This window comes from Dictyobacter formicarum (assembly GCF_016587435.1).
Genome location: NZ_BNJJ01000018.1, coordinates 153683 through 175017, shown reverse-complemented (window position 1 = coordinate 175017; position 21335 = coordinate 153683). Strand labels below are relative to the sequence as shown.

The window sequence follows — 21335 nt, the reverse complement described above, 5'->3', positions numbered from 1 at the left end:
GGGAAAGATGCAGAACATGCACCTTTTCTCTGCGGCAATGCTTCTTGTGCCGTCATTGCCCGCTCCATTTTCTCAGCGCAAATTTTTTTGCAACACTACCACCCATTTTACTATGATCCAGACAGCATGATACAATGGAAGTGGTAAAGCAGAGTATTGCAATAATTCTGCTGCAGGGGACACCTATAGAGTATTGAAGGAGTGCTCATGTGGAAAGGTTCCTTACTATATACATAGAAACACGTGAAGATCTCCCTGGTTCTTTCTGGATCCGTTGCAACGACATCAGCTATCCTATAGAGTTTCATGGGACGCAGGTGGTGCTCTACGACCTTTTCCGCCGAGTTCAGGCAGTATTCAATGATGGTATTGATCCCTCTGGCTTACTTTCTCCCTTTGATCTTTTCCGCGAGGCTGGTGTTCGGCTCTGGCAAATTTTGATCTCCCCCCAGGAACAGATAACGATTGCACCTCTGTTGCGCCTAGATGCCAGTCCCATTGGTCTATTTCTGCCACCAGCACTCGCCGCATTTCCCTGGGAATTGCTTTACGATCCAGATCACACTGATGACACCGGTTTTCTCGCACGTCGACGTCCAATCCTCCGGTTGACTCCGTCCGACAAGGACTTTGCACCAATGCAGTTGCCATTGCGCGTGCTCGTACTCATATCCTCACCACCAGACCTTGAGGAGAAATCACGCGTCGATGTTGAGAGTGAACGAGCAGCGGTTGAACATGCGCTTCAGATGGGACGCCAACAAGGCCTGGTCCATCTACAGGTCGAAGATACAGTAACTGAAGAGCGCGTCAATCAGGCACTCAGTACGTTCCAACCGCATATCCTTCATTATATCGGCCATGGTGAATACAATGATGTACAGGGTGGCGCCCTTCTCTGGGAGGATGCAACTGGCAGATCACGCCCAATCGCTGCGGAACGGGTTGCAGGTCTATTGCAAGAACACGCGTTGTACGCCGTCGTACTTCACGGATGCCAGACCGCTCTGGGCAATACGCATCTCAATATCTTTAGCCTTGCTCAAACGCTGCTCACCGCAGGAATACCCGCAGTCCTGGCCCAGCAGGCAAATTTCTCGTACGCGGCGAGTCAGTGTGCAAGTGCCGTGTGGTATGGTTCCTTCCTCAAAAAAAGGACACTGGCCGCTGGGATACTAGCCGTCCGCTGCGCACTGGCGGATGCCAATTTGCCTGAGTGGCCTGTTCCCGTCCTTCAATGTAATTCCCATGCTCTGGTGACGCCGTTCTCTGGCCATAGCCTTGCTGGAGAGGCCGACCCACTACTCGCACCCGTCGCCATTGCGGCTGACCTTCCTACACCAACGAATCACTTTGTCGGACGACATCGCGAATTGCGTGCGTTGCAATTGATGCTTGAGGCTGCGCCAGGGACTGGCCCCGTGATGGCGTTGATCAATGGACCAGCTGGGATGGGCAAAACAACGCTCATGCTGCAGGCAGCCAGGCGTTCTGGGCAACAGTATCGGGCTGCCCTTCTGCTAAGTTGCAAGAGCTATCAGCAGGTGGATCTGATACTCTGGCATTTGGCTGAGTTCTTGCACCGTCTTGGTGCTCCGCACCTTCAGGAATTGATCCTTCCTGATCCTCAGATGAGTGTGGCAGCAAAGATCAATGCAAATATTGACGCGTTGAACCAGCTTGGGCCATTGTTGCTCATCATTGATGATATCGAGCAAGCGCTCGCTGCCGACCAGACGGCGAGCGATCCAGATATGTTCACGTTGTTACACGCATTGCTGAGGAACGTGCACGAGGGACGTGTCATGGTGTGCGGACGCTTTGCGCCCACAGACTTTCCATCTGAAGCGGCATTGGATATGAAGCTGCTGCGCCTCTCACTTCAAGAGCTCAGCGTGTATGAAACCCGGCAATTAGTGGCACGGCATCCCGGGCTCGTTCATCTTGGTGGGGCCGTGCGTGATATCCTCGTTCACGAGTTCGGCGGGGTGCCTGCTATCTATGATCTGCTTGGTAGCAGGGCCGCCGAGCAGGATCTCGAGTCGCTTGTGCATGATGCATTCAATCGCATCACACAGGAACATAAACGACGTTCTGCAGTGGTGTGGGAACAGGTCCGGCGACAAATGGTCGAGGTATCTGCATTGGAGGCCACACTGGCTCGTCTCCCAGAAGCTTCGAAGACGCTGTTGAGACGCATCAGTGTGTTCCGTCAGGATTTCCCACGAGCGGCCCTTGAGCAGGGACTCCACGCCAGTGAGCAGGAGTGGCAACCGTTGGTGGATGGGGAACTGCTATACTATGATCCATTCCGGCACCTGTATCATCTCCATAGCATTCCCTCGCAGTATGTCACGCAACAGCTGCAGGATGAAGAACGCAAAGCAATCCAGTTCCAGCTGGCTCAATGGTATGAGCAGTATGCTGATCAAGAAAGCCACCTACTCACTGATTATCTTGAGGCGTATGATCTTTTCCGCGAAGCAGGTCACTACCACGATGCAGGAGAACTGGTGCTCAACATGGCAGATGCTTTGCGCCGAGCAGGACTCTATCAACGCCTCTCGCGCCTCTGCGCTCAGGTGATCAAAGAGAACAATGAGGCGAATAGCGTACTGGTAGCTCGAGCAATATATCAACAAGGCGTGATCGCGCAGCTTCAGAGCGACTATCCACAGGCGCAACAACGCTATCGGGTGAGCCTGGAGCGCTTTCAAGCGCTGGGTGAGGTCATTCGTACGGCAATGGTTCTCTATCAACTTGGTACGATTGCCCAGGAACAAGAGAACTACGCGCAGGCCCAACGCCACTATCACGATGCACAGAGAATTTTCGAGCACGAGCAGGAGTTCGGTGGCCTTGCCGGAGTGTTGCGTGAGGTGGGCACCATCGAACAGAACCTCGGCCATATGAATGAAGCATCCCGTCTGTATCAGGAGAGTGTGGATCTTTTTCGACAGGTGGATGATCCAGGTGGCATTGCCGAGGGACTGCACGCTTTAGCGACGCTGGCACAGGAACAAGGGAAATATGACGAAGCCATCCGGCTATTTCAGGAGATTCTCCCCATTCTCGAGAAGCAAGAGGATCGCGTCGCGGAAGCCGCTTTACATTTTCAGTTAGGAACAGTATTCCAGGACCTGGGAGCATATGAGGATGCACGGCATCACTACCTGCAATGTTTGACGATCACCGAGGCGTTGGGAGATAGAAACAGGCGTGCCAGCACACTTTTTCACCTGGGCATGCTCGCACACATGCAACACAACGATGGCGATGCGAACCACTTTTATCAGGAGAGCCTGGAGCAATTTCAAACACTGGAAGACCAATCCGGACAAGCCAGCGTTATGCTGCACCAGGGTACCCTGGCTCAGGATCAGGGGAACATTGAGGAGGCACATCGCCTCTATCAGCACAGCCTGGAGGCCTTCACTCGCCTCCATCATCTCGCCGGGCAGGCGGCTACATTCCACCAGATGGGCATGTTGGCTCAAGAACGTGGGGATTACACACAGGCACGTCATCTCTACCAGAACAGCCTGAAGCTAGCCGAACACCTGCACGATCCGATTGGGCAAGCTGCGACACGACACCAGATAGAGATGATCGCGTATAAACAGGGCAAGTATGCGGAAGCACAACAGGCGTATCAGGAAAATCTGGCAACGTTTGAGCGCCACGGCCACATGCCGGGACGGGCATCGAGTTTGCACCAACTGGGACTGATTGCCCATGAACAGGGTCGCTATCAGGAAGCGCAGCAGTTCTATCAGCGTAGCCTGGTCTACTTCAAACGACTTGATGACCAGGAAGGCCAGGCTGTTGTCCTGCATCAGCTTGGAATGTTGGCCCAGGATCAGGAACATGACCAGGAGGCACAATACTGCTACCAGGAAAGTCTGGCGATCAAACGGCGGCTGAACGATCTCAATGGTTGTGCCACGACATTGCATCAGCTCGGAACCCTGGCAGATAGACGAGATGATGAGCAAGAAGCGCGACGCTTCTACCAGGAAAGCCTCACACTCTTCCAACAAACGGGAAATCAGGAAGGCTATGGGAGTACGATCCACCACCTTGGTATTCTGGCGCAGCGTCGAGGCGAGTTTGCAACGGCCAGGCGATATTATAAGGAGGGACTGAGCATCGCAAAAAAGCTCGGTGATCGCTCCGGGCAGGCCAATGCGTTAGGGCGACTTGGTCTGCTCGCCTGCCAGCAGAAGAATCTGGTCAACGGACTGAAATACACCATCCAGGCTATATTGATTCTGGAAGAACTGCAAACGCAAACACGCACATGTGCATCACGCACCTTCGCATGGCGTGTTGCTGGCCGCATTCGCGCAGATATGGATACGACACGCTTTGTACACCTCTGGCGTAAATATGCCGGGGCGCTTCCCTTTCCAAACATCTACCTGAAACCACGAGAGTGGCTTCAACGTCATGTGCTGGAATTTCTCCAGGCAAAGGATTGGGAGGAATCACAGCGTCTCGTTCGCACATACCCGGACCTGTTACAAATTGAGGCGGATGAGGTGCTGCAAGCATTATTGCCTGATCAAGTGGATGATGAATCGCGAGCGTTTATTGAACTCCATCGCCGTTTGTTACGTCGATCACGAGAAGAGAGCATTGATGCAGCATTCGCCGATATCTCGAAAGATGAGGATGGTGAACCTGATACGCCTGAAAAAAATTGAGAGGATGTGCTATGCCTGAAGAGAAAGTGCTGAAGTTTGATTGTGGCTACTGTGGAAAGGAAACAACCGCTATCGTCACTGTGATGCCGAATCTGAAGATGTCCGTAACGCAAACCATAACCAATACGTTCTACTGTGAGCATTGTAGCCGTCCAAACAAGGTCGAGGTGCCTGCTTACTGGAATACACGTCGTCTTGTACTGGGAAGGGACAAAGGGTTTCTGGATTACCGCGATGAGATTCCCACGTTCCAGGGAGAAACATTGCCATGACGCGACAAGGCCATCAGTTTACCGCCGATGAGGAAAAAATCCTTCAGGCTTCCGCTGATTACTGGCGCGCAATAGCAAATGAGGAGCCGGTAAAAGCTCTGGCAAGGATCGAGGAAGCTGCCAGACAATTGATTGCCGTTACCTCGGCCCTTCAGGCGGCCTACATCGCGATCTTCGCACTGAGCGACCTGAGAAAGCAGCTGAGTGGGATGCAAGGATTTCCTCCTGGCTGGCTCCTTCTCTGCATCCTCTTTTTGCCGCCGCTTTTCTGGTTCATCAGCCTCTACCAGGCCACGCGGGTCTTCATCCCGAAAGTGTATGATAAGGTCAACCTTGATGAAGTCAGCGTGGGAGCCTGGGTCAACATCAGAGCTGCATACGATCAGACCGGGCAAGAAAAATTGCATGTGCTACAATCATCTCAGCGTTGGTTAGTGATGAGCTTCGCTGTGGTACTCGTGGCGCTATTGCTGCTGTTCTTCCTACCGGCAACCGTGACAGAACCCACAAAGATCATCATTGTGACGCCGACGCCTGTCCGGTGAAGCATCCACTATTTGCTTTATAAGACAGTGTTTGACAGCCATGAAAAACGGTACACCTGATGGTGTCAAGTACCCAATTCCATGGCTCTCCCGTAGAAATAGTGCTCAGCCATATCGTCTGAGATGCTCCTGATTCGTACAAAGAAGAGAGATGTTTGTAGCGACAAGGATGTTGTATTGTGATGACGCTCCCTTTTTCTTTGCCCGATTTTCACGTCACCGAGAGTCGCATCGTCGATGATCGTGTGCTCATTATTGCTATCTCTCAGCGTACGATGGCTGCATGCCCGGCTTGCCAGCAGGAATCGTCGCGCATCCATAGTTGGTACATCCGCTCGCCGCACGATTTGCCTGTGTGTGGTGAGCGCGTCCAATTACAGTTACACGTCCGGCGCTTCCGCTGCCTCAATCCTGCGTGCCAGAAAGCTACATTTGCGGAACGGCTGCCCAAGGTGGTCGCCTTTGCTTCTCGGAAGACCGTACGACTGCGCACTTTGGCGGATGTTTTCGCACTTCTCGTTGGTGGCGAACTTGGATCTCACCTTTTTTCTCACCTGGGAATCCAGATGAGTCCTGATACGCTCTTGCGCCAGATCCACAGGACCAATTCCCCCATGGTTCCAACGCCGAAGATCCTTGGGGTGGATGACTTCGCCTTTCGGAAAGGAAATCGGTATGGGACCTTGCTCATCGATTGGGAGCGTCATCAGCCGATCGATCTCTTGCCAGATCGAACAGCAAGCACGCTTGCGACCTGGTTGCGTGCCCATCCTGGCGTCCAATGGATCAGTCGAGATCGTTCAGGAGAATATGCACGTGGAGCGACTGAAGGAGCACCATTGGCCCGGCAAGTGGTTGATCGTTGGCATCTTCAGAAAAACTGGCGCGAGATGCTCGAACGAGCATTCCATCGTGTCTATTCCCAACTTCAACGCCATGTTGTTCCCGATACAGCAGCTCCCTATCCTCGTTTGCCACGTGAACGCAGTTCCAATGAGCGCCAGTCACAGCAGGATGCCCGTGCTCGCCGGAAAACACGGTATGACGAGGTCAATGCATTATTCCAGCAACAGCTTCCCATTGCTCGTATCGCGAGCCAGCTTCACCTCACACGCACGACGGTGTACAAATATGTGGCTGCTGAAACCTTCCCTGAACGAGCACCTCGCGCACCATCTGGTTCTGGGCGAAGCATTCTTTCTCCCTACAAGAGCTATCTCAGACGGCGCACCGAGCAAGGCTGTCTGAATGGGCAACATCTCTATCGTGAAATCTGCGATCAAGGCTACGTGGGAAGTTACAAAACGGTCCTCCGCTGGCTTCAATCACAAGGACTCCTGCCGCGCCGTCAGGGAGAACAACAACCAGAGACGCTCAATGGCACCATGGAACATCAGGGAACCACGATTCCTGATGAGAACCAAACACCTCACATCCTTCTTTCAGAGCCGCTCAGGTCAGCTCGGTCTCTCTCCTGGTTGCTGATGAACGATCCTGCGGAACTGGACGCGGCAGACCACCAGATGCTTACATGTATTCGACAAGAGCCTGCAGTGGAAACCATGTATCGTCTGACGCAACACGTTCGCCAGCTCCTCAAAGAACGTCAGGCGGATCAATTGGAAGCCTGGCTCGGCATCTGTGCTGACTGTGGCATTCCTGAGATTGAAGCCTTTGCCCTGGGAATTCGGCGAGATTTTTCAGCTGTGCAAGCAGCGTTTCAGTTTCCCTACAGCAATGGTCCAACAGAGGGTTTGGTGAATCGACTGAAACTCATCAAGCGTTCGATGTATGGACGCGGCAGTTTTGAGCTTTTACGCCAACGGGTGCTCAGGTATGCTACGTGTTATGGCTGAGCACTATTTCTACGGGAGAGCCCTTTTACTGGGTACTTTACACGGTTATTTTAAGAAGCACCTCCATTATAGGAAGTGCTTTTTTTCCTTCTATTTTTATTGACATATAACTAATACATTGTGATATAGCATGCTTCTGTAAGCCAACAGATGGTCTTACAGGAATGAATGGTACACAAATTACTGCTTACCATGATAAAGCCTCAGATTGGCGTCTCAGTGCGTTGTAACGGCTGTTGTGAAAAAGTATTCCCTTTTCAGGCGTTCAGAGGGTACACTTTATGTATAGCTAGTGGGCTAGTGACTAGCTTTATCTTTATCGATGGAAGAGGAAGAGGATGGAACGGTATTATTGGGATTATGCCCCAGGCAACGGCTTTGCAATATCTACAGAATCATCTATACAGGAAGTCTTGAATCAAGCCTATAAACAGTTTACGGCCCCTGGTTACACAGTCTATATCAGTAAGGATCGATTGTATGGAGGGACTACCTTTGTTGTGCTGTTTGAAACTGCCCCTAATGAGAAAAGCAAACAGCAGTACTACGTTAAACTGGCGAACCTTCAACAGTATGAAAGCTTTATGCGTCAATGGGCTGTATTGCTACCAACGATCTATCTGCAGTTACAGCCATTGATAGATAAGAGTGTGTCTGAAGGCCATGCTTTTCGCGCCTACGGCCCCCTGACGCTACGCGCCTGCGGCGCGCCCGTACGGGGGCGTTTTGCTTCCCATGGTCACAGGTTTCAGACCCATTCTTGTACTCGCGACGCTGATGGAGGCAGAATCACATTGACTTACTTGTATTTATATGCCATCGTGTGTAGTATATTACACTATATTTGTCATGAATTTATAAATAAGTCATCATCGTTTTCATTCTTCCAAACTCCTGTGTACATACTCCTTATGTAGTTTATTATGTAGATGTCCACTTCCAACCAACGCGTGTGATGAGAAGAAGCATGTCAGGGATGGTGACAAACCGCGTCATACCTAAATTCCACAAGGAACACAACAGAGGAAGGAGGACCAGTCATGAATCATGACAACCAGGCAAAAGCTGTAAAGCTTTCTGAAAATTTTGTCGATTTCATTGATCTGGCCGACGAAAACCTGGAAGAAGTCGCTATTCTGGAGTTTGGCATTCAAGGCGGTGTGGGCTGCTCTTACTGCGGTGACTGCGCTTATAATTGCGCTTGTGGTAGGGACTGCAGTAGTTGCGGAACCTGCAGTTGCCGCTGCAGTGGTGGTTGCGGTTGCAGTTGCAGTGGTGGTGACTGCGGTAGTAACTGCGGCGGTGACTGCATTGGAGGCTGCTACGGTAGGTGTAGGAGCTGTCTTCCGGGTAGGTATGGTGGTTGTTGAATGTAGTAGGTTTTGCGGTGATGCCTGGAGTCGCGTTTATAGCCCGGGTCATGGCCGTGACGGATGACCGACTACTCTTTTCAGAAAGTGTCTTACTCCCATCGTGAAGGGAGTGCTGGCGCGAGCCTGGTTAGTAGGCGATAGCAAGCCGAGAGCTTGATGAACGCCTCTGAGCTTTCCGGCAAGCCCTCGTGATCGCGAGCCAGGCGACGCCAGTGCACGATCCAAGAAAAACTGCGTTCGACCACCCACCTTCTGGACTGGGGATGAAAGCCTGAAGGAAACATCGTTTTCATTCTTCCAAACTCCTGTGTACATACTCCTTATGTAGTTTATTGTGTAGATGTCCACTTCCAACCAACGCGTGATGAGAAGCATGTCAGGGATGGTGACAAACTGCGTCATACCTGAACTCCACAAGGAACACAACAGAGGAAGGAGGACCAGTCATGAATGATGATAATCATGACAACCAGGCAAAAGCTGTAAAGCTTTCTGAAAATTTTGTCGATTTCATCGATCTGACCGACGAAAACCTGGAAGAAGTCGCTATTCTGGAGTTTGGCATTCAAGGCGGTGTGGACTGCGCTAACTGCGGTGGTGGTGGTGGTTGCGGTTGCCGTAGTGGTGGGGGTTGCCGTTGCGGTTGCGGTTGCGCTTGCAGTGGTGGGAGCTGCAGTGGTTGCGGTTGCGGTTGCGGTTGCATTGATGATGATGGTGGTTGCGGTTACCGCGGCGATTACTTTTGCGGCTGCCCTTGCCGTAGGTGTGGTGGCTGTAGGTGATGTAGTAGGTTTTGCGGTGATGCCTGTAGTAGCGTTTATAGCCCGGGTCATGGCCGTGACGGATGGCCGACTACTCTTTTCAGAAAGTGTCTTACTCCCTTCACGATGGGAGTAAGACACTTTCTAAGCATAAAGAGGCATTAGAGGGAAGGAAGAAGGGGTTCAAGTCGCCTATGGAGATACTATCATACAATGGAGATTTATAGCCCCTAATTTTTCTTGTAACGTACCTGGTAATATAGACAGTAAAAGAAGAGAGGTACGGAAAATATGGCAGGCAAACGGAAAACGTATACACCGGAATTTAAGTTCAAGGTGGTCATGGAAAGCTTTCAGCGTGAGACCACCCTGGAAGAAGTGTGCCGAAAGTTTGGCCTGGCTAGTTCGGTTATCAGCCGATGGCGCCAAGAATTTCAACAAAAAGGGCCAGAGATCTTTGCCGATCAACGTGATCTGCAAACGCGCAGCAAGGCTCAGGGCCATGCGCCAGGAGAATCGCCGGAAGAGTTGAAACAACTCATCGGAGATTTGACGGTTCAAAATGAACTGCTAAAAAAATCCCGCGGGCTACTGGGCAACTAAGCGCACATGAGAAAGTGGAACTTGGGCGAAGTCTCTGCGCTTCTGGTGGTCCGATCAACAAATCCCAACTCGCCCGCGCCCTTGGCATCGCTCGCAGCAGTCTGTATCTGCATCCCAAGCGGCCTCAGATGGATAAGCAGCTGGTGGTGAGCATTGAACACTGGCATGAACTGGATGATACGCTTGGGCATCGCAAGCTCGCGGTGCTCATCAATACCGGGAAAAATCGAGTCAAACGGGTGATGCACAAATATGGCATTGCTGCCCGGCGTAAAAAGAAGAAGTATGTCTATCCGGGCAAGGCAGCTCAGACGGCTCCGAACCTGGTTCGAGAAATGGACGAGGATGCCACGCAACAGATCATCTTTTCTGACATTTTTGAGGTTCATCTGGCTGATCAATCACGAGTGCGAGGGTGTTTTGCTCTTGAGAAACAGACGCGCCAGATCTTCGGGCTGGCCTTTGATTATCATATGCGCGCCGATTTGGTGACCAGTGTCATTGAGACTATGACTTTTCCCACGGCTGGAGCCATTTGGCATAGCGATCAAGGCAAACAATATGGAGCGCAATGCACTCGGGATTTGCTGTTACAGAAAGGATTTCTCCAATCGATGAGTCGTGCTGGCACACCCACGGATAATGGCTATGCCGAGCGTTTTGTGGGCACCTTCAAGCTCGCAGTAGCTGATCGCCGTTCGTACCGAACCCTGGGCCACTTCTTGGGCGCTGCAGAGACATGGATCAATTTTTATAATACGTTACGTCCTCACGAGGGCGTAGGCAATTGTTCACCTTTGCACTATGCTCAAGATCATCTCTTACATGGTGCTCCTTTGATTTCCTTATGAGAGTGTCTCTTTTACTGGGTACTTTACAATTTCATGGTACATTCGCTTTTTTAGACAAGAATAACAAAAATCTACGAGCACTTGTTTTTGAATGCGCTCGCCCGTTTGTGGTATCTAGAAATCAAGTTGGGGAGGTAAATAAGATCGTGAAAAGCAAGATTTTTGCTGAGGTAATGCATCCCTCCTTGTTAGCTTCTCAGCCATACGGTACACTAGAAACAAGAAAATTGTACCATGAATATGGTGCAGGAGTGCCGGGAAGCCTGGTCGGCAGGTCCTGGTACTTTTTTGTGTGTACACTGGGACCTCTTGAAATATTACGTTCACATGGTTCGTTGCAATGAAACCAGATGTGAAAAGGAGAGTCTCATGCGCATTCTTCGATATACAGCTCCATCTCTCAGCGCGCTTTTTAGTTTCTATTGTGTGATTTGGGGTCTGATTACTCCATCCTTGTCAACACTATACCGCATTGATAGTATTTTCTTGGGTGGACTTTTACTGCTGCTAGCTTTCGTCCATTTTCGTTTTACCTTTCCCTTGAAACAAGGAGAAGTTGTGCTCCTTGAGAGGAATGAGTAGGTACTCATTTTGTGATGAATGGTCTCATCATCTTCCTCGTCTCATTTCAGAATAGAGTGAACAATCTGATTCTAAACTGTCAGATCTTAAAAGCTATATGGACAATGTTTGAGTTTGTCCATGTAGCGTTTTATATGAAGATGGGTAGGAGGAAGGCAACTCTTGGGGGTTCAGGAGATTGCAGTGCAGTGGGAAGAGTTGCCAAATGTGTTGACAACTCTTTCCCCTCTTCAATTTGATCGCTTGGTTGCTTAAAAGAATTTGCACATCGCGTTATCTAGAAAAAACAATCCCAGGAACTCCCTCCTGATCAGGAGAAAGTTCCTGGGATTTTCAACTTTCGGAGCCTGCATTCGCTTATCGAGATAAGACGCAATTCCCATGCCCATCAGGTGAAAAACAGGGCATGAGAACAACAAAGGCAAGCATATCAACGTCCCTGGAGAACTGGGAGCGCAGATACACGATTCGCCAGATAGTCCTGGAGCCGCTCCTCTCCCTGTGGGCTCACCAGGAACGTCACGGTATCACCAACCTGAATCACACTACCTCCTCGCGGAAAGATCAGTTCGCCATCGTGGCGAATAGACACAATCAAACATTCCGAAGGGACTCCCGCCTCACGCAATGGTTTGTTCACCAGAGGAGCATGCTCTTCGATTTTTGCTTCCAGCATGACCGTTCCTTCTACCACCCCACGCATACGGCGAGAATCTTTGGCCAGGGTCCTACGATACACTTGTGCTATGCTGGCCGCCGTCAAGATACCCAGAATTTTCCGTGTAGAAGAGAAAGGATTACGCTCAACCACAGGCGCCCAGCTCACTCGTGCACTGGTCAATTGCTCTAATGCCTCATCGAGGGTGGCATACGAATCCAGCGTTAACACCTCTGTGTTCATGATCTCTCTGATTGGCCGTTCAGCACGCTCGGCAAGAGGAATGCGCTGGATATCTGCCAATGTCACAACGCCTTGTAAATGTCTTTCTTTATCTACTACTGGCGCTCCACTGACAACCTCATTCGCCAGCATCTGTTCAGCATCGGCAACCGTTTGTGTGGTCGAGAGCCCCAATTTCAACGCGAACATGGCCTGGTGCACTGTGAGCGTCGAAAGCAGCGGAAACGACATTTGTAAACGGTGCGCAGGCGAATCGGCTTTGGTATTGACCTGGCTGGTATAAATGGTATCTTTCCCCACCAAAATTGATGAGATACTGACCGCGATCATAGCGGGGGCGAGTAAGGAAAGGTTCCCCGTCATCTCAGCAACCATAAGCATGATCGCCAGTGGCGCATGAGCAATCCCTCCAAAGAGGGCCATCATCGCCACGATCACAAAGGGACCCGGAATCGCGGGCAAACCTGGCAGTACGTGGTAACTCAACCTCCACACCGCGGCGCCAACCATTCCTCCAATCACCATGCCCGGACCGAAGATACCACCCGATCCCCCCGACCCAACCGTGAGTCCAGTGGTGAGTATCTTCACAAATGGCAATAACAAAATGATCCAGAGAGGAAGCGAGAGCAGACCAGTTCCCATACTGACCTGCACCCAACCATATCCCATGCCAATAGCCTGGGGGATGACCAGACCGATCAAACCGACGAGCAAGCCACCAATGCCTGGCTTCACCCAATTTGGCAGCGATAGATGATGAAATTGATGGGTGAGGCCGTAAAATCCGCGCGCATAGAGACGACCGATCAGTCCACAGAGAATCCCAATTACAACATAATAAAGCAATTGTGGCGGCGAACTGAATGCGAGATCCGCTGGCACAGCGAAGATAGTATGCCAACCGGAATAGACGCCAAAGATGCTATAGCCGACAATCGAGGCGATCAATGCAGGCATAATAGCCTCTACCTCGAGATCATCTTTATACAGGATCTCGGCTGCGAGAATAGCTCCCCCTAACGGGGCACTAAAGATCGATCCGATACCAGCACCCATACCAGTGGCGAGCGCAATACGTCGATCCTGCGCATCCAGATGGAGTACGTTGGCCATGATCGAACCAAAACCCGCGCTGATCTGGGCCGCTGGTCCCTCACGCCCGGCAGAACCACCCGTTCCAATGGTAATGGCGGATGCCACCAGTTTGATCAGGGGAATACGTGCCCTGATGGAGGTACCTTCATGAAAAGCTTTAATGGCCGCATCCGTTCCATGTCCCTCGGCTTCAGGCGCCCAGGTGAACACAATAAAACCAGCAATCAATCCACCCAGCGTCGTGACGACCGGCAGCAACCAGGGGCGTGCCGAATTCCAGAAGGACATCACCCTCGTCGGCCCCTCACCAGCCGGGCTCGGTTGAACATAGCCAACAAGGCCCTCGATAAACCAGTGATTGGCATAATGAATCGCAGTATAAAACACAATGGCCCCCACGCCAGCCACAATCCCAATCAACGAACTTAACACTAACCACTTCAAAAGGTAGCGAGGACTTTCAAAACTACGCTGTAGGCGGCTAAAACGCAATAGACGTCGCATAAAGCTAGCGCCTCCGGCGGATTCTGGAACCATCATTTATACTCCATGTCCTTTGTCTTTATCAACAAACAAGCACTAAAACCCCATCATTAATGAGTGGGCAACCATTCATTAATGATGGTAAAAAAATATGCCTCTGATCAGGCAACATATCTCTGCATACAGTCAGCAAAAACCGATATACTCTTTCTATAATCTCAAGCTCACTCTCTGCTCAGCAAACTATGCAGTCTATGGCGAACACAACAAACGGCAACCTCAAAAAGGATGGCACATAACATACCATCAACAGCGTAAAAGGGTCTTCAATCTCACGCATAGGCCGCTTCAAAATACATATACATCATACAACATAAATGGGCAGCCAGTCAATAAAATTGACGAGACAATAGGTGCAAACAGTACGGGTCTCTTTCTGCGGTTATAAAAGGGTCTCCATAGATATAGAAAAGGCGGGGTGCACATGTAGCAAACATTGACGGAACGCGAGATGTCCTCGCAAAAATCTTTTCCAAATTCTCTCGATCTCTTGACAATACATGCCTTGATCATAGATGACGAAAAAGAACACGACAAAGGAGTGCCAGGAAGACTGGTCGGCTATCAGGTTTTCATGTCCTTTTTTAAGAAGAACTTGATATGTTTATAAGAAAAAAAGAGTAGAAAGGCCAACTGTGCTCGCTATTCCACTCCTGATTCGTGATCTGGTTTTGTTTTTGACGATAGCGCTGGTAACCAATCTTGTGACCAGAAAGCTTGCTGTTCCCTATACACTCGGCTCAGTCATCATTGGACTGGTTGTTGGTATCATCGGAGTAACACCTGAAGTTCGTCTTACACCAGATCTTGTCTTGTTTGTTTTTCTGCCTGCCCTGTTGTTTGAAGGTGCATGGAATGTTAAATGTTCTTTACTTCGCACGAATTGGAAGGTTATTTTCTTTCTGGCGGAATCTGGTTTACTCCTTTCATTTGGTACTAGTGCGTCATTTCTGCATCTCTTCGATCACATCGATTGGTCCACGGCCTTGTTACTGGCGGCGATTCTCTCACCAACCGATCCTGTCGCAGTCCTGGGACTCTTTCGTCAGCTCCATGTCAATGAGCGCTTAGCCAATATCATCGAAAGCGAGAACTTATTGAATGATGGAGTGGCAGGCTCCCTCTATCAAATATTTTTAACCTTTGTCTTATTGAATCTGCATAGCGTTGCCCCAACCGGGTGGGCGGCGCTTGGTTCTGGCCTGGGACAATTTCTCATGGAAGCTGGAGGAGGTCTCCTCTTTGGCTTCATCAGTGGTCTCCTGATTAGCCAGGGATTAAAACGCATTGATGATCCTCAAATAGAAACATCTGCCACCCTTATCGCAGCGTATGGGGTTTTCTGGACCGCAGATGCGCTCCACCTCTCTGCAATCATTGCCGTCATCATGCTTGGCCTGCTACGAGGAAATTATGGTAGAAACACAGCCATGACCGAGCAGGCAAAAGGTGATATCGATACCTTTTGGAATATTATCGCATTTCTTGCGAATGCATTCATTTTCATGCTCATTGGAGTCCAATTCCATTCGTACATCCACACACTGTTCAGTACACCTGGACTGACCATCTAGCTTATTTCACTGGTCGCCATTGCAGCCGTTTTGTTGGCGCGTTTCCTCATGGTCTTCGTCATTGCTGTGCACTCCTGGATACCTTCCTCCAGATCAAAAACGGGCAAAGAGCGTCTGCCACGACCATGGCGCTTCATTCTCTTCTGGAGTGGCTTGCGTGGTGCGTTATCGCTTGCACTTGCCCTTGCAATTCCGCTCGATGTACCTTTTCGGGACGTTATTCCCATCTCAACATACTCTGTGGTCTTCTTTACGCTGCTCGTGCAGGGACTCAGTATCCGCTGGATCTTGAATAAAGCGCTGTCATCATCTCATCCATCCAGAAAACAACAGCCATCAGCACCTTCGGAAGAAGAGAATCAAAAAGAACACATCATTTCAGCCTGACTGAGTCTCTGCTTTGCTCTACGTTTGCTTTGTATACTCTACTTTTAGCAAACTCTATGGAGTTGTACGCCGTAGTATTAAGTCAATCACCCCAAGAGCGGTAGGAATTTGCGCACAAAAGATCAAGAGAAATGTGGTGAGCTTATCAAGTGTGGGCTTATTGAGCATGGAGTAAAACCAGTTCCCAATCCGTGATCCACCAAACAGTGTCCCAGTGGCCATAGGCACAAGGAGAAGCATCCAGAGCGTGGTATGCCATATTGCAAATGTACACAAACTAAAGATGGCACCACACATGATATAACAGCAGGATTCGCTGAACCTCAGCCTTCGGCATAATTCAAACACGACTGCGGCCAGGAAAAGGGGTATGGGTACCCACAGCGATGGCTCATGCAATGCAACGGGCACAACGTCTAGCGGTCGAGAAACCTCGTGATAGCGAAGAAGAAAGATGGTGTAAAGATCACGTGTAGCAGTAAAACAGGACCAGAACAACGGCGCCAGCAGGAATATTCTTAATCGTCGGTCAATACGACGTAGCAGGGCCAGAGCAGCGCCAGCAAAGAAGGCTACCTGTGGGATGAAGAGCGGACATGTTTGTCGTGTCAACCCATGATTCAGGTAGATACGATACATGTGTTGTGCATCAGGCTCCTTGCGTACAACAGGAAGATTGGCAAGTGCGTGCAATAAATGGGGAGAATAATTCAGGTAGAATGGACCTAACATAGGAGGGCACATAAATTCTATAATCAGGACGGCAATAACAATATTGGTGAACCAGGACAGAGGACGATACCTTCTGAACGCCAACCGAGAGGCAGCAAAACCAAAAATGATGGTAAACCAACACCACCCGAGCATGTCATGTGGAACAGACCACTGCGTTTCGTCTAATCCAAAGGCAGTGTGCCAGAAATTATCAAGGGTAATAGTGATACATAACAATACCAATCCACTCCCTAAGATCATAAGAGCCGCTGGCACACGAAAATGAAGACGTGGAAGGGAAACGGCCGGACCAAACCAGATGCTCAGCGATGGGGTCAGGGCAATAACCGCAACCAGAGCTCCAGTACAGGCAGTGACGACAAAGACAAAAAAATGGGGAGGGGACCAGAAGGTATCAAATCGTCGGGTCGCATGCCAGACACGGTCCCAGAGTTTTCCGCTCCCTGTCCCGGCAAAAAACAAGACAAAGGTAAACCAGAAAAGACGATACGCCCACTTGACACTTTTTGGTTCGTTGCATCTTCCTGGCAAGTTTGTATAGGGAGGTACAAAACCGGATTCCCGACTTTCTTCCCTAGAAGCAAATTGCATTAGATCATACATCTCGTATTGCCTCCTGATATACTTGACTTTGCTAGTTGAGCAGAGAACGAGCAAAGACTGGTAAGGATGGTAAAATTGACTAGAAAGTCATTATCAAAAAAAGGGAAACGCTGCGCTGCATTTAAGCATGACCGAGCAAAGTTCATATACCATACCACCCTCTTTTTATTGAATGATCGCCCACCCATAATTTTTCTGAAGCGTACAAGAAAATGTAGAGAGATACGCTCTTTTTATGCTTTTTTGACGTGCATTGAAGAGGGTGCTTTGACTTCCTGGCGAAAGTATGCTACACCAATAGAGGTCCAGCGATCCTTCCGAGGCAAAAGAACTTCTTTTTTATCTCGGAGAATGATCACGCAGAGGATACGTTTTCCTCTGCGCAATATACATGAGTAAACATGCATATTGCCGTATCATCTCATGGTGAGGATCATCGTTTTTTACTGACTAATTGCCCATAAATGTGGTGCGATAAGAGACAGAGTAGCAAAAAAATGGGATACCCAGGAGGGAATGATGCCAAAGATTGTAGATGAGCAAATGCGAGAGGCAACACGCCAACACATTCTTCATGAAGCAGCCAAAGAGTTTGCTCGTCTCGGCTTTGATCAGGCCAATATTAATCTTATTGCCGAAAAAGCTGGTATTGGAAAGGGCACTATCTACCTCTATTTTGAAAATAAACGTGAACTCTTTCTGGCCATGCTCCGTTTTATTGCGCAATCACAGTTAGCCGCTATTCGGGGGGCTCTGGCTCAACACGGGAATCTTCAGATGCGCTTAGAACAACTCTTCCTGGCATTCGTACGTCTGGCCGAAAAAGAAAGTGATTCCTTTAACGTCTATATGAGCGCGCTGTATGGCGTCAATCGAGCATTTAGGACGGAGGCAACGAAACTCCTCCGCGATTACGTTGCGGTTATTGCCCTTGTCCTTGAAGAGGCCCAGGTCCGGGGAGAAATTCGCGTTCGCAATATCGATACCACAGCGCTCATGGTGCTCTCGCTCACAGAATCCTTTATCCTGTCTGCTCGGGTATTGGGCCAATCTGAACAAACCCTGGTAACGCAAGCCAGCCAGACAGCCCAGTTCATTATGCAAGGATTCGTGGCTTCAGTATAATCACTCCTTTTTCCTCGCCTTAGCGAATGAGCCATGATGACCTTGAGAATGGGCTAGCCCTCACTATTCTTGAATAGCAATCCAGCATACTCGCCACATTTTACCATTTTCCAACCATGCCTCTCTATACTAGAGGGCATCCGAGAAGGCTCCAGAAGCGGATGGAGAGTATCTCATATTCCAGCAGAGGGTATTGTCAACTTCGTCTGGAACTCCTGGATAGCAAGAGCTTTTTGTAGGGTATTGTCAACTTGCGAAGAGGCAAGAAGCTCTGGCATACTAAAAGCATGAACACACAAACATCTTCATCCCTCTACAAAGGTTTTCGCTACCCGCCTGAAATCATGAGTCATGCTGTCTGGCTCTACTTCCGCTTCTCGCTCAGTTTTCGCGATGTGGAGGAACTCTTGGCCCAGCGCGGGATTGTCGTCACCTATGAAACGGTGCGGCAGTGGTGCTTAAAGTTTGGGCAAACGTATGCCAACGAATTGCGACGGCGACGCCCTCGGTGTGGGGATACGTGGCACCTGGACGAGGGCTTTCTCACCATCCGTGGAGAGAGGCACTATTTGTGGCGAGCAGTGGATCAAGATGGCAACGTGCTGGATATCCTGGTGCAAAGCCGCCGGAACAAACAAGCCGCGAAACGTTTCTTCCGCAAGCTTCTCAAGGAACTGCAATACGTCCCACACGTGATCATCACCGATAAACTGAAGAGCTATGGCGCAGCGAAACGCGAGCTCTTGCCCGGTGTGGAGCATCGCCAGCACAAAGGGCTCAACAATCGAGCGGAAAACGCACATCAACCCACGCGACTGCGTGAAAAGAAGATGCGGCGGTTTAAATCAGCCAAACAAGCGCAACGCTTTCTCTCCGCCTTCGGACCCATTGCTGGGCATTTTCAACCGCGAAGACATCGTTTGCGTGCCGGAGAATACCGTACCATTTTCCAGGACCGCTTCCAGCAATGAAACGCGGGTGGCTGGAGTCAAGCAGATTGCATAACGATCTATCTTCCCCAGTATTTCACTGCCTTGCCGTCTTTTTCTCCTTTATAGCTCAATAATACACTGCATTCCTACAAGCAAGTTGACAATACCGGAAGGAACGCCATGGGTGTAATACGTAAAGGTGGCGAGTGGATGCGGAGTGGGCACGAGTGGGTGCACTCTTGTCTTGCAATTTCGTTGTCCGTCTCGTATACTAGAAACGAAAGAGGAGCAACTCCTCTGCAAAAGGAGTGCCGGGAAGCCTGGTCGGCCATCGGCACTCCTTTTGCATGCATGCGTTTGGATGCGTCGGTGTGGATATGTGAGAATGGAAGAATGGAAGGACAAAAGGGAAAAGCGCATGCTTCACAAATCAGCTCTTGGACAACCCAAAACGAGTGCACTCACGGACATCTTCGTTCGCCCATTCCAGGAGTTCACTCGCGCCACTATGTCAAGTGGCGTGCTTCTGCTCCTATGCACCATCATTGCCCTGCTCTGGGCAAACACTCCCTTCTCCCAAAGCTATCACACCCTATGGGAACACCACTTCGTGGTCGGTTTCACCGGACTGCAACTGAATTACCCCTTGCGCGTCTGGATCAATGATGGATTGATGGCTCTCTTTTTCCTGCTCGTGGGGCTAGAAATCAAACGCGAAATGCTCGTGGGAGAATTGTCGCAGATCCGTCAGGCAATTTTGCCCATTGTCGCGGCTCTTGGAGGCGCGACCTTCCCTGCACTCCTCTACATGGCCTTCACCTGGGGAACGCCCGCCTCATCAGGTTGGGGTATTCCTATGGCAACAGATATCGCCTTTGCGCTTGGGGTGTTGGCGCTGCTTGGAAAACGTATTCCGCTTGCGCTCAAGGTCTCCCTGACTGCGTTGGCGATTGTTGATGACCTTATTGCGGTACTCGCCATTGCGCTCTTTTACTCTCAGGGCATCTCCTGGCCTGCCTTCTTCCTTGGAGGCGTGCTACTCCTGGTGTTGCTGCTCTGTAATCTGCTGGGAGTTCGCCGCCGCCTGGCCTATGGACTGCTGGGCTTTTTGCTCTGGCTGGCCATCTTTTCCTCCGGGGTGCACGCCACCATTACCGGTGTCTTGGTAGCGTTAATGATTCCCGTGCGCTCACGTCTGAATGCCACCACATTTGTGCAGCAAAGCCAAGAGATGCTTGCAATCTTTGCCCAGGGACGTGCTCCAGGTCTTGGCCTTGTCATGGATGAAGGTCAGCAAGCCGCCGTTCACGCCTTAGAAACGCATGCGGAAGCGATCCAGGCTCCACTCCAACGGATCGAACATGCGCTGCATGTTCCCGTCTCATTTGCCATCCTTCCCCTCTTTGTCCTGGCAAATGCTGGAGTACGTCTTGATATTACCTCCCTTGCTCAAGTCTTGTTCAGTCCTGTGAGTCTTGGGATTGTCCTTGGTCTACTCGTAGGAAAGCAGCTGGGCATTCTGCTTTTCTCCTGGGGCGTGGTCAAGCTGAAGTGGGCGCAGTTGCCCCCTGATATCACATGGAGGCACATCTATGGCATGGGATGGTTGGGTGGCATCGGATTTACCATGTCCCTTTTTATCGCCGATCTGGCGTTTGCGGCCTCTCAAAGCGCGCTCCTGGATCAGGCCAAGATTGCCATCTTGCTTGCCCTTCTTCTCTCCAGCATAGGAGGCTTTCTCTTTTTGCGTACCGGGGGAGCCAAACAAGGGCAAACTGCCAACGAAACCAGTCATTCTGCTTACTAGCATTGACACTGTGAGTAATTCTGTACCTCGTGATGATGTTTTCGATACTCCTGCGCTGCTTACGCAAAAAATATACATCAT

The 21335-nt window shown here is 50.3% G+C and carries 15 protein-coding genes and 1 pseudogene; 13 read left to right on the top strand and 3 right to left on the bottom strand.

Annotated elements, in window-relative coordinates:
* The first annotated feature begins 209 nt into the window (after positions 1–209).
* The 6 genes from JMI88_RS27950 (at position 210) to JMI88_RS27925 (ending at position 8816) form a co-directional block, all read left to right on the top strand.
* Complete coding sequence (locus tag JMI88_RS27950) at positions 210–4706, top strand: tetratricopeptide repeat protein (RefSeq protein ID WP_201365235.1); 4497 nt, start codon at positions 210–212, stop codon at positions 4704–4706.
* A gap of 11 nt (positions 4707–4717) precedes the next feature.
* The gene (locus tag JMI88_RS27945; RefSeq protein WP_201365234.1) at positions 4718–4978 is read left to right on the top strand and encodes a hypothetical protein; all 261 of its coding nucleotides are present in this window, start codon (positions 4718–4720) and stop codon (positions 4976–4978) included.
* Positions 4975–5523, top strand: a complete 549-nt coding sequence (locus tag JMI88_RS27940) for a hypothetical protein (RefSeq protein WP_201365233.1) — start codon at positions 4975–4977, stop codon at positions 5521–5523. Before JMI88_RS27945 ends, JMI88_RS27940 begins: the two co-directional genes overlap by 4 nt.
* Before the next feature lie 182 nt (positions 5524–5705).
* Positions 5706–7379: an ISL3 family transposase gene (locus JMI88_RS27935; protein WP_236023100.1), complete on the top strand. Its 1674-nt coding sequence runs from the start codon at positions 5706–5708 to the stop codon at positions 7377–7379.
* A gap of 338 nt (positions 7380–7717) precedes the next feature.
* A complete protein-coding gene (locus JMI88_RS27930) occupies positions 7718–8296 on the top strand; it encodes a hypothetical protein (RefSeq protein WP_201365231.1) in 579 nt (192 codons plus the stop codon).
* Positions 8297–8465: 169 nt separating this feature from the next.
* Positions 8466–8816, top strand: a complete 351-nt coding sequence (locus tag JMI88_RS27925) for a hypothetical protein (RefSeq protein ID WP_201365230.1) — start codon at positions 8466–8468, stop codon at positions 8814–8816.
* Positions 8817–8841: 25 nt separating this feature from the next.
* Here JMI88_RS27925 and JMI88_RS27920 read toward each other — a convergent pair whose 3' ends face one another.
* Positions 8842–9045, bottom strand: coding sequence for a transposase (locus JMI88_RS27920; RefSeq protein ID WP_201365229.1), 204 nt, complete (start codon positions 9043–9045; stop codon positions 8842–8844).
* A gap of 280 nt (positions 9046–9325) precedes the next feature.
* On the opposite strand from JMI88_RS27920, the gene JMI88_RS27915 reads away from it, so the two are divergent.
* From JMI88_RS27915 to JMI88_RS27905, 3 genes are all read left to right on the top strand, one after another.
* Positions 9326–9649 carry a hypothetical protein gene (locus JMI88_RS27915; protein WP_201365228.1) on the top strand — a complete coding sequence of 108 codons (324 nt, stop codon included), beginning with the start codon at positions 9326–9328 and terminating at the stop codon, positions 9647–9649.
* A gap of 155 nt (positions 9650–9804) precedes the next feature.
* Positions 9805–10116, top strand: coding sequence for a transposase (locus tag JMI88_RS27910; protein ID WP_201361717.1), 312 nt, complete (start codon positions 9805–9807; stop codon positions 10114–10116).
* A gap of 14 nt (positions 10117–10130) precedes the next feature.
* On the top strand, positions 10131–10967 hold the full coding sequence (locus JMI88_RS27905) for an IS3 family transposase (protein WP_201361718.1): 837 nt from the start codon (positions 10131–10133) through the stop codon (positions 10965–10967).
* Positions 10968–11979: 1012 nt separating this feature from the next.
* Here the strand turns inward: JMI88_RS27905 and JMI88_RS27900 are convergent.
* Entirely contained in the window at positions 11980–14088 is a 2109-nt protein-coding gene (locus JMI88_RS27900) for a chloride channel protein (RefSeq protein ID WP_236023097.1), read from the bottom strand.
* Positions 14089–14726: 638 nt separating this feature from the next.
* Between JMI88_RS27900 and JMI88_RS27895 the strand changes: the two are divergent.
* Positions 14727–16052: pseudogene (locus JMI88_RS27895) on the top strand (cation:proton antiporter).
* A gap of 54 nt (positions 16053–16106) precedes the next feature.
* On the opposite strand, the gene JMI88_RS27885 reads toward JMI88_RS27895, so the two are convergent.
* Positions 16107–17390, bottom strand: a complete 1284-nt coding sequence (locus JMI88_RS27885; RefSeq protein ID WP_201365225.1) for a hypothetical protein — start codon at positions 17388–17390, stop codon at positions 16107–16109.
* Between the two features lie 516 nt (positions 17391–17906).
* Between JMI88_RS27885 and JMI88_RS27880 the strand changes: the two genes are divergently transcribed.
* The 3 genes from JMI88_RS27880 (at position 17907) to nhaA (ending at position 21254) form a co-directional block, all read left to right on the top strand.
* Entirely contained in the window at positions 17907–18515 is a 609-nt protein-coding gene (locus tag JMI88_RS27880) for a TetR/AcrR family transcriptional regulator (protein ID WP_201365224.1), read from the top strand.
* Positions 18516–18802: 287 nt separating this feature from the next.
* Positions 18803–19486 carry an IS6 family transposase gene (locus JMI88_RS27875; protein ID WP_201365223.1) on the top strand — a complete coding sequence of 228 codons (684 nt, stop codon included), beginning with the start codon at positions 18803–18805 and terminating at the stop codon, positions 19484–19486.
* 379 nt (positions 19487–19865) lie between these two features.
* The gene (gene nhaA, locus JMI88_RS27870; protein ID WP_201365222.1) at positions 19866–21254 is read left to right on the top strand and encodes a Na+/H+ antiporter NhaA; all 1389 of its coding nucleotides are present in this window, start codon (positions 19866–19868) and stop codon (positions 21252–21254) included.
* Positions 21255–21335: the final 81 nt, after the last annotated feature.

Excerpts from the sequence above, each read along its gene's own strand:
- JMI88_RS27935 (WP_236023100.1), top strand. The coding sequence starts at position 5,706 with ATGACGCTCCCTTTTTCTTTGCCCGATTTTCACGTCACCGAGAGTCGC.
- JMI88_RS27880 (WP_201365224.1), top strand. The coding sequence starts at position 17,907 with ATGATGCCAAAGATTGTAGATGAGCAAATGCGAGAGGCAACACGCCAA.
- JMI88_RS27875 (WP_201365223.1), top strand. The coding sequence starts at position 18,803 with ATGAACACACAAACATCTTCATCCCTCTACAAAGGTTTTCGCTACCCG.
- JMI88_RS27910 (WP_201361717.1), top strand. The coding sequence starts at position 9,805 with ATGGCAGGCAAACGGAAAACGTATACACCGGAATTTAAGTTCAAGGTG.
- JMI88_RS27885 (WP_201365225.1), bottom strand. The coding sequence starts at position 17,390 with ATGTATGATCTAATGCAATTTGCTTCTAGGGAAGAAAGTCGGGAATCC.
- JMI88_RS27900 (WP_236023097.1), bottom strand. The coding sequence starts at position 14,088 with ATGATGGTTCCAGAATCCGCCGGAGGCGCTAGCTTTATGCGACGTCTA.
- JMI88_RS27920 (WP_201365229.1), bottom strand. The coding sequence starts at position 9,045 with ATGAAAACGATGTTTCCTTCAGGCTTTCATCCCCAGTCCAGAAGGTGG.
- nhaA (WP_201365222.1), top strand. The coding sequence starts at position 19,866 with ATGCTTCACAAATCAGCTCTTGGACAACCCAAAACGAGTGCACTCACG.
- JMI88_RS27940 (WP_201365233.1), top strand. The coding sequence starts at position 4,975 with ATGACGCGACAAGGCCATCAGTTTACCGCCGATGAGGAAAAAATCCTT.
- JMI88_RS27945 (WP_201365234.1), top strand. The coding sequence starts at position 4,718 with ATGCCTGAAGAGAAAGTGCTGAAGTTTGATTGTGGCTACTGTGGAAAG.
- JMI88_RS27930 (WP_201365231.1), top strand. The coding sequence starts at position 7,718 with ATGGAACGGTATTATTGGGATTATGCCCCAGGCAACGGCTTTGCAATA.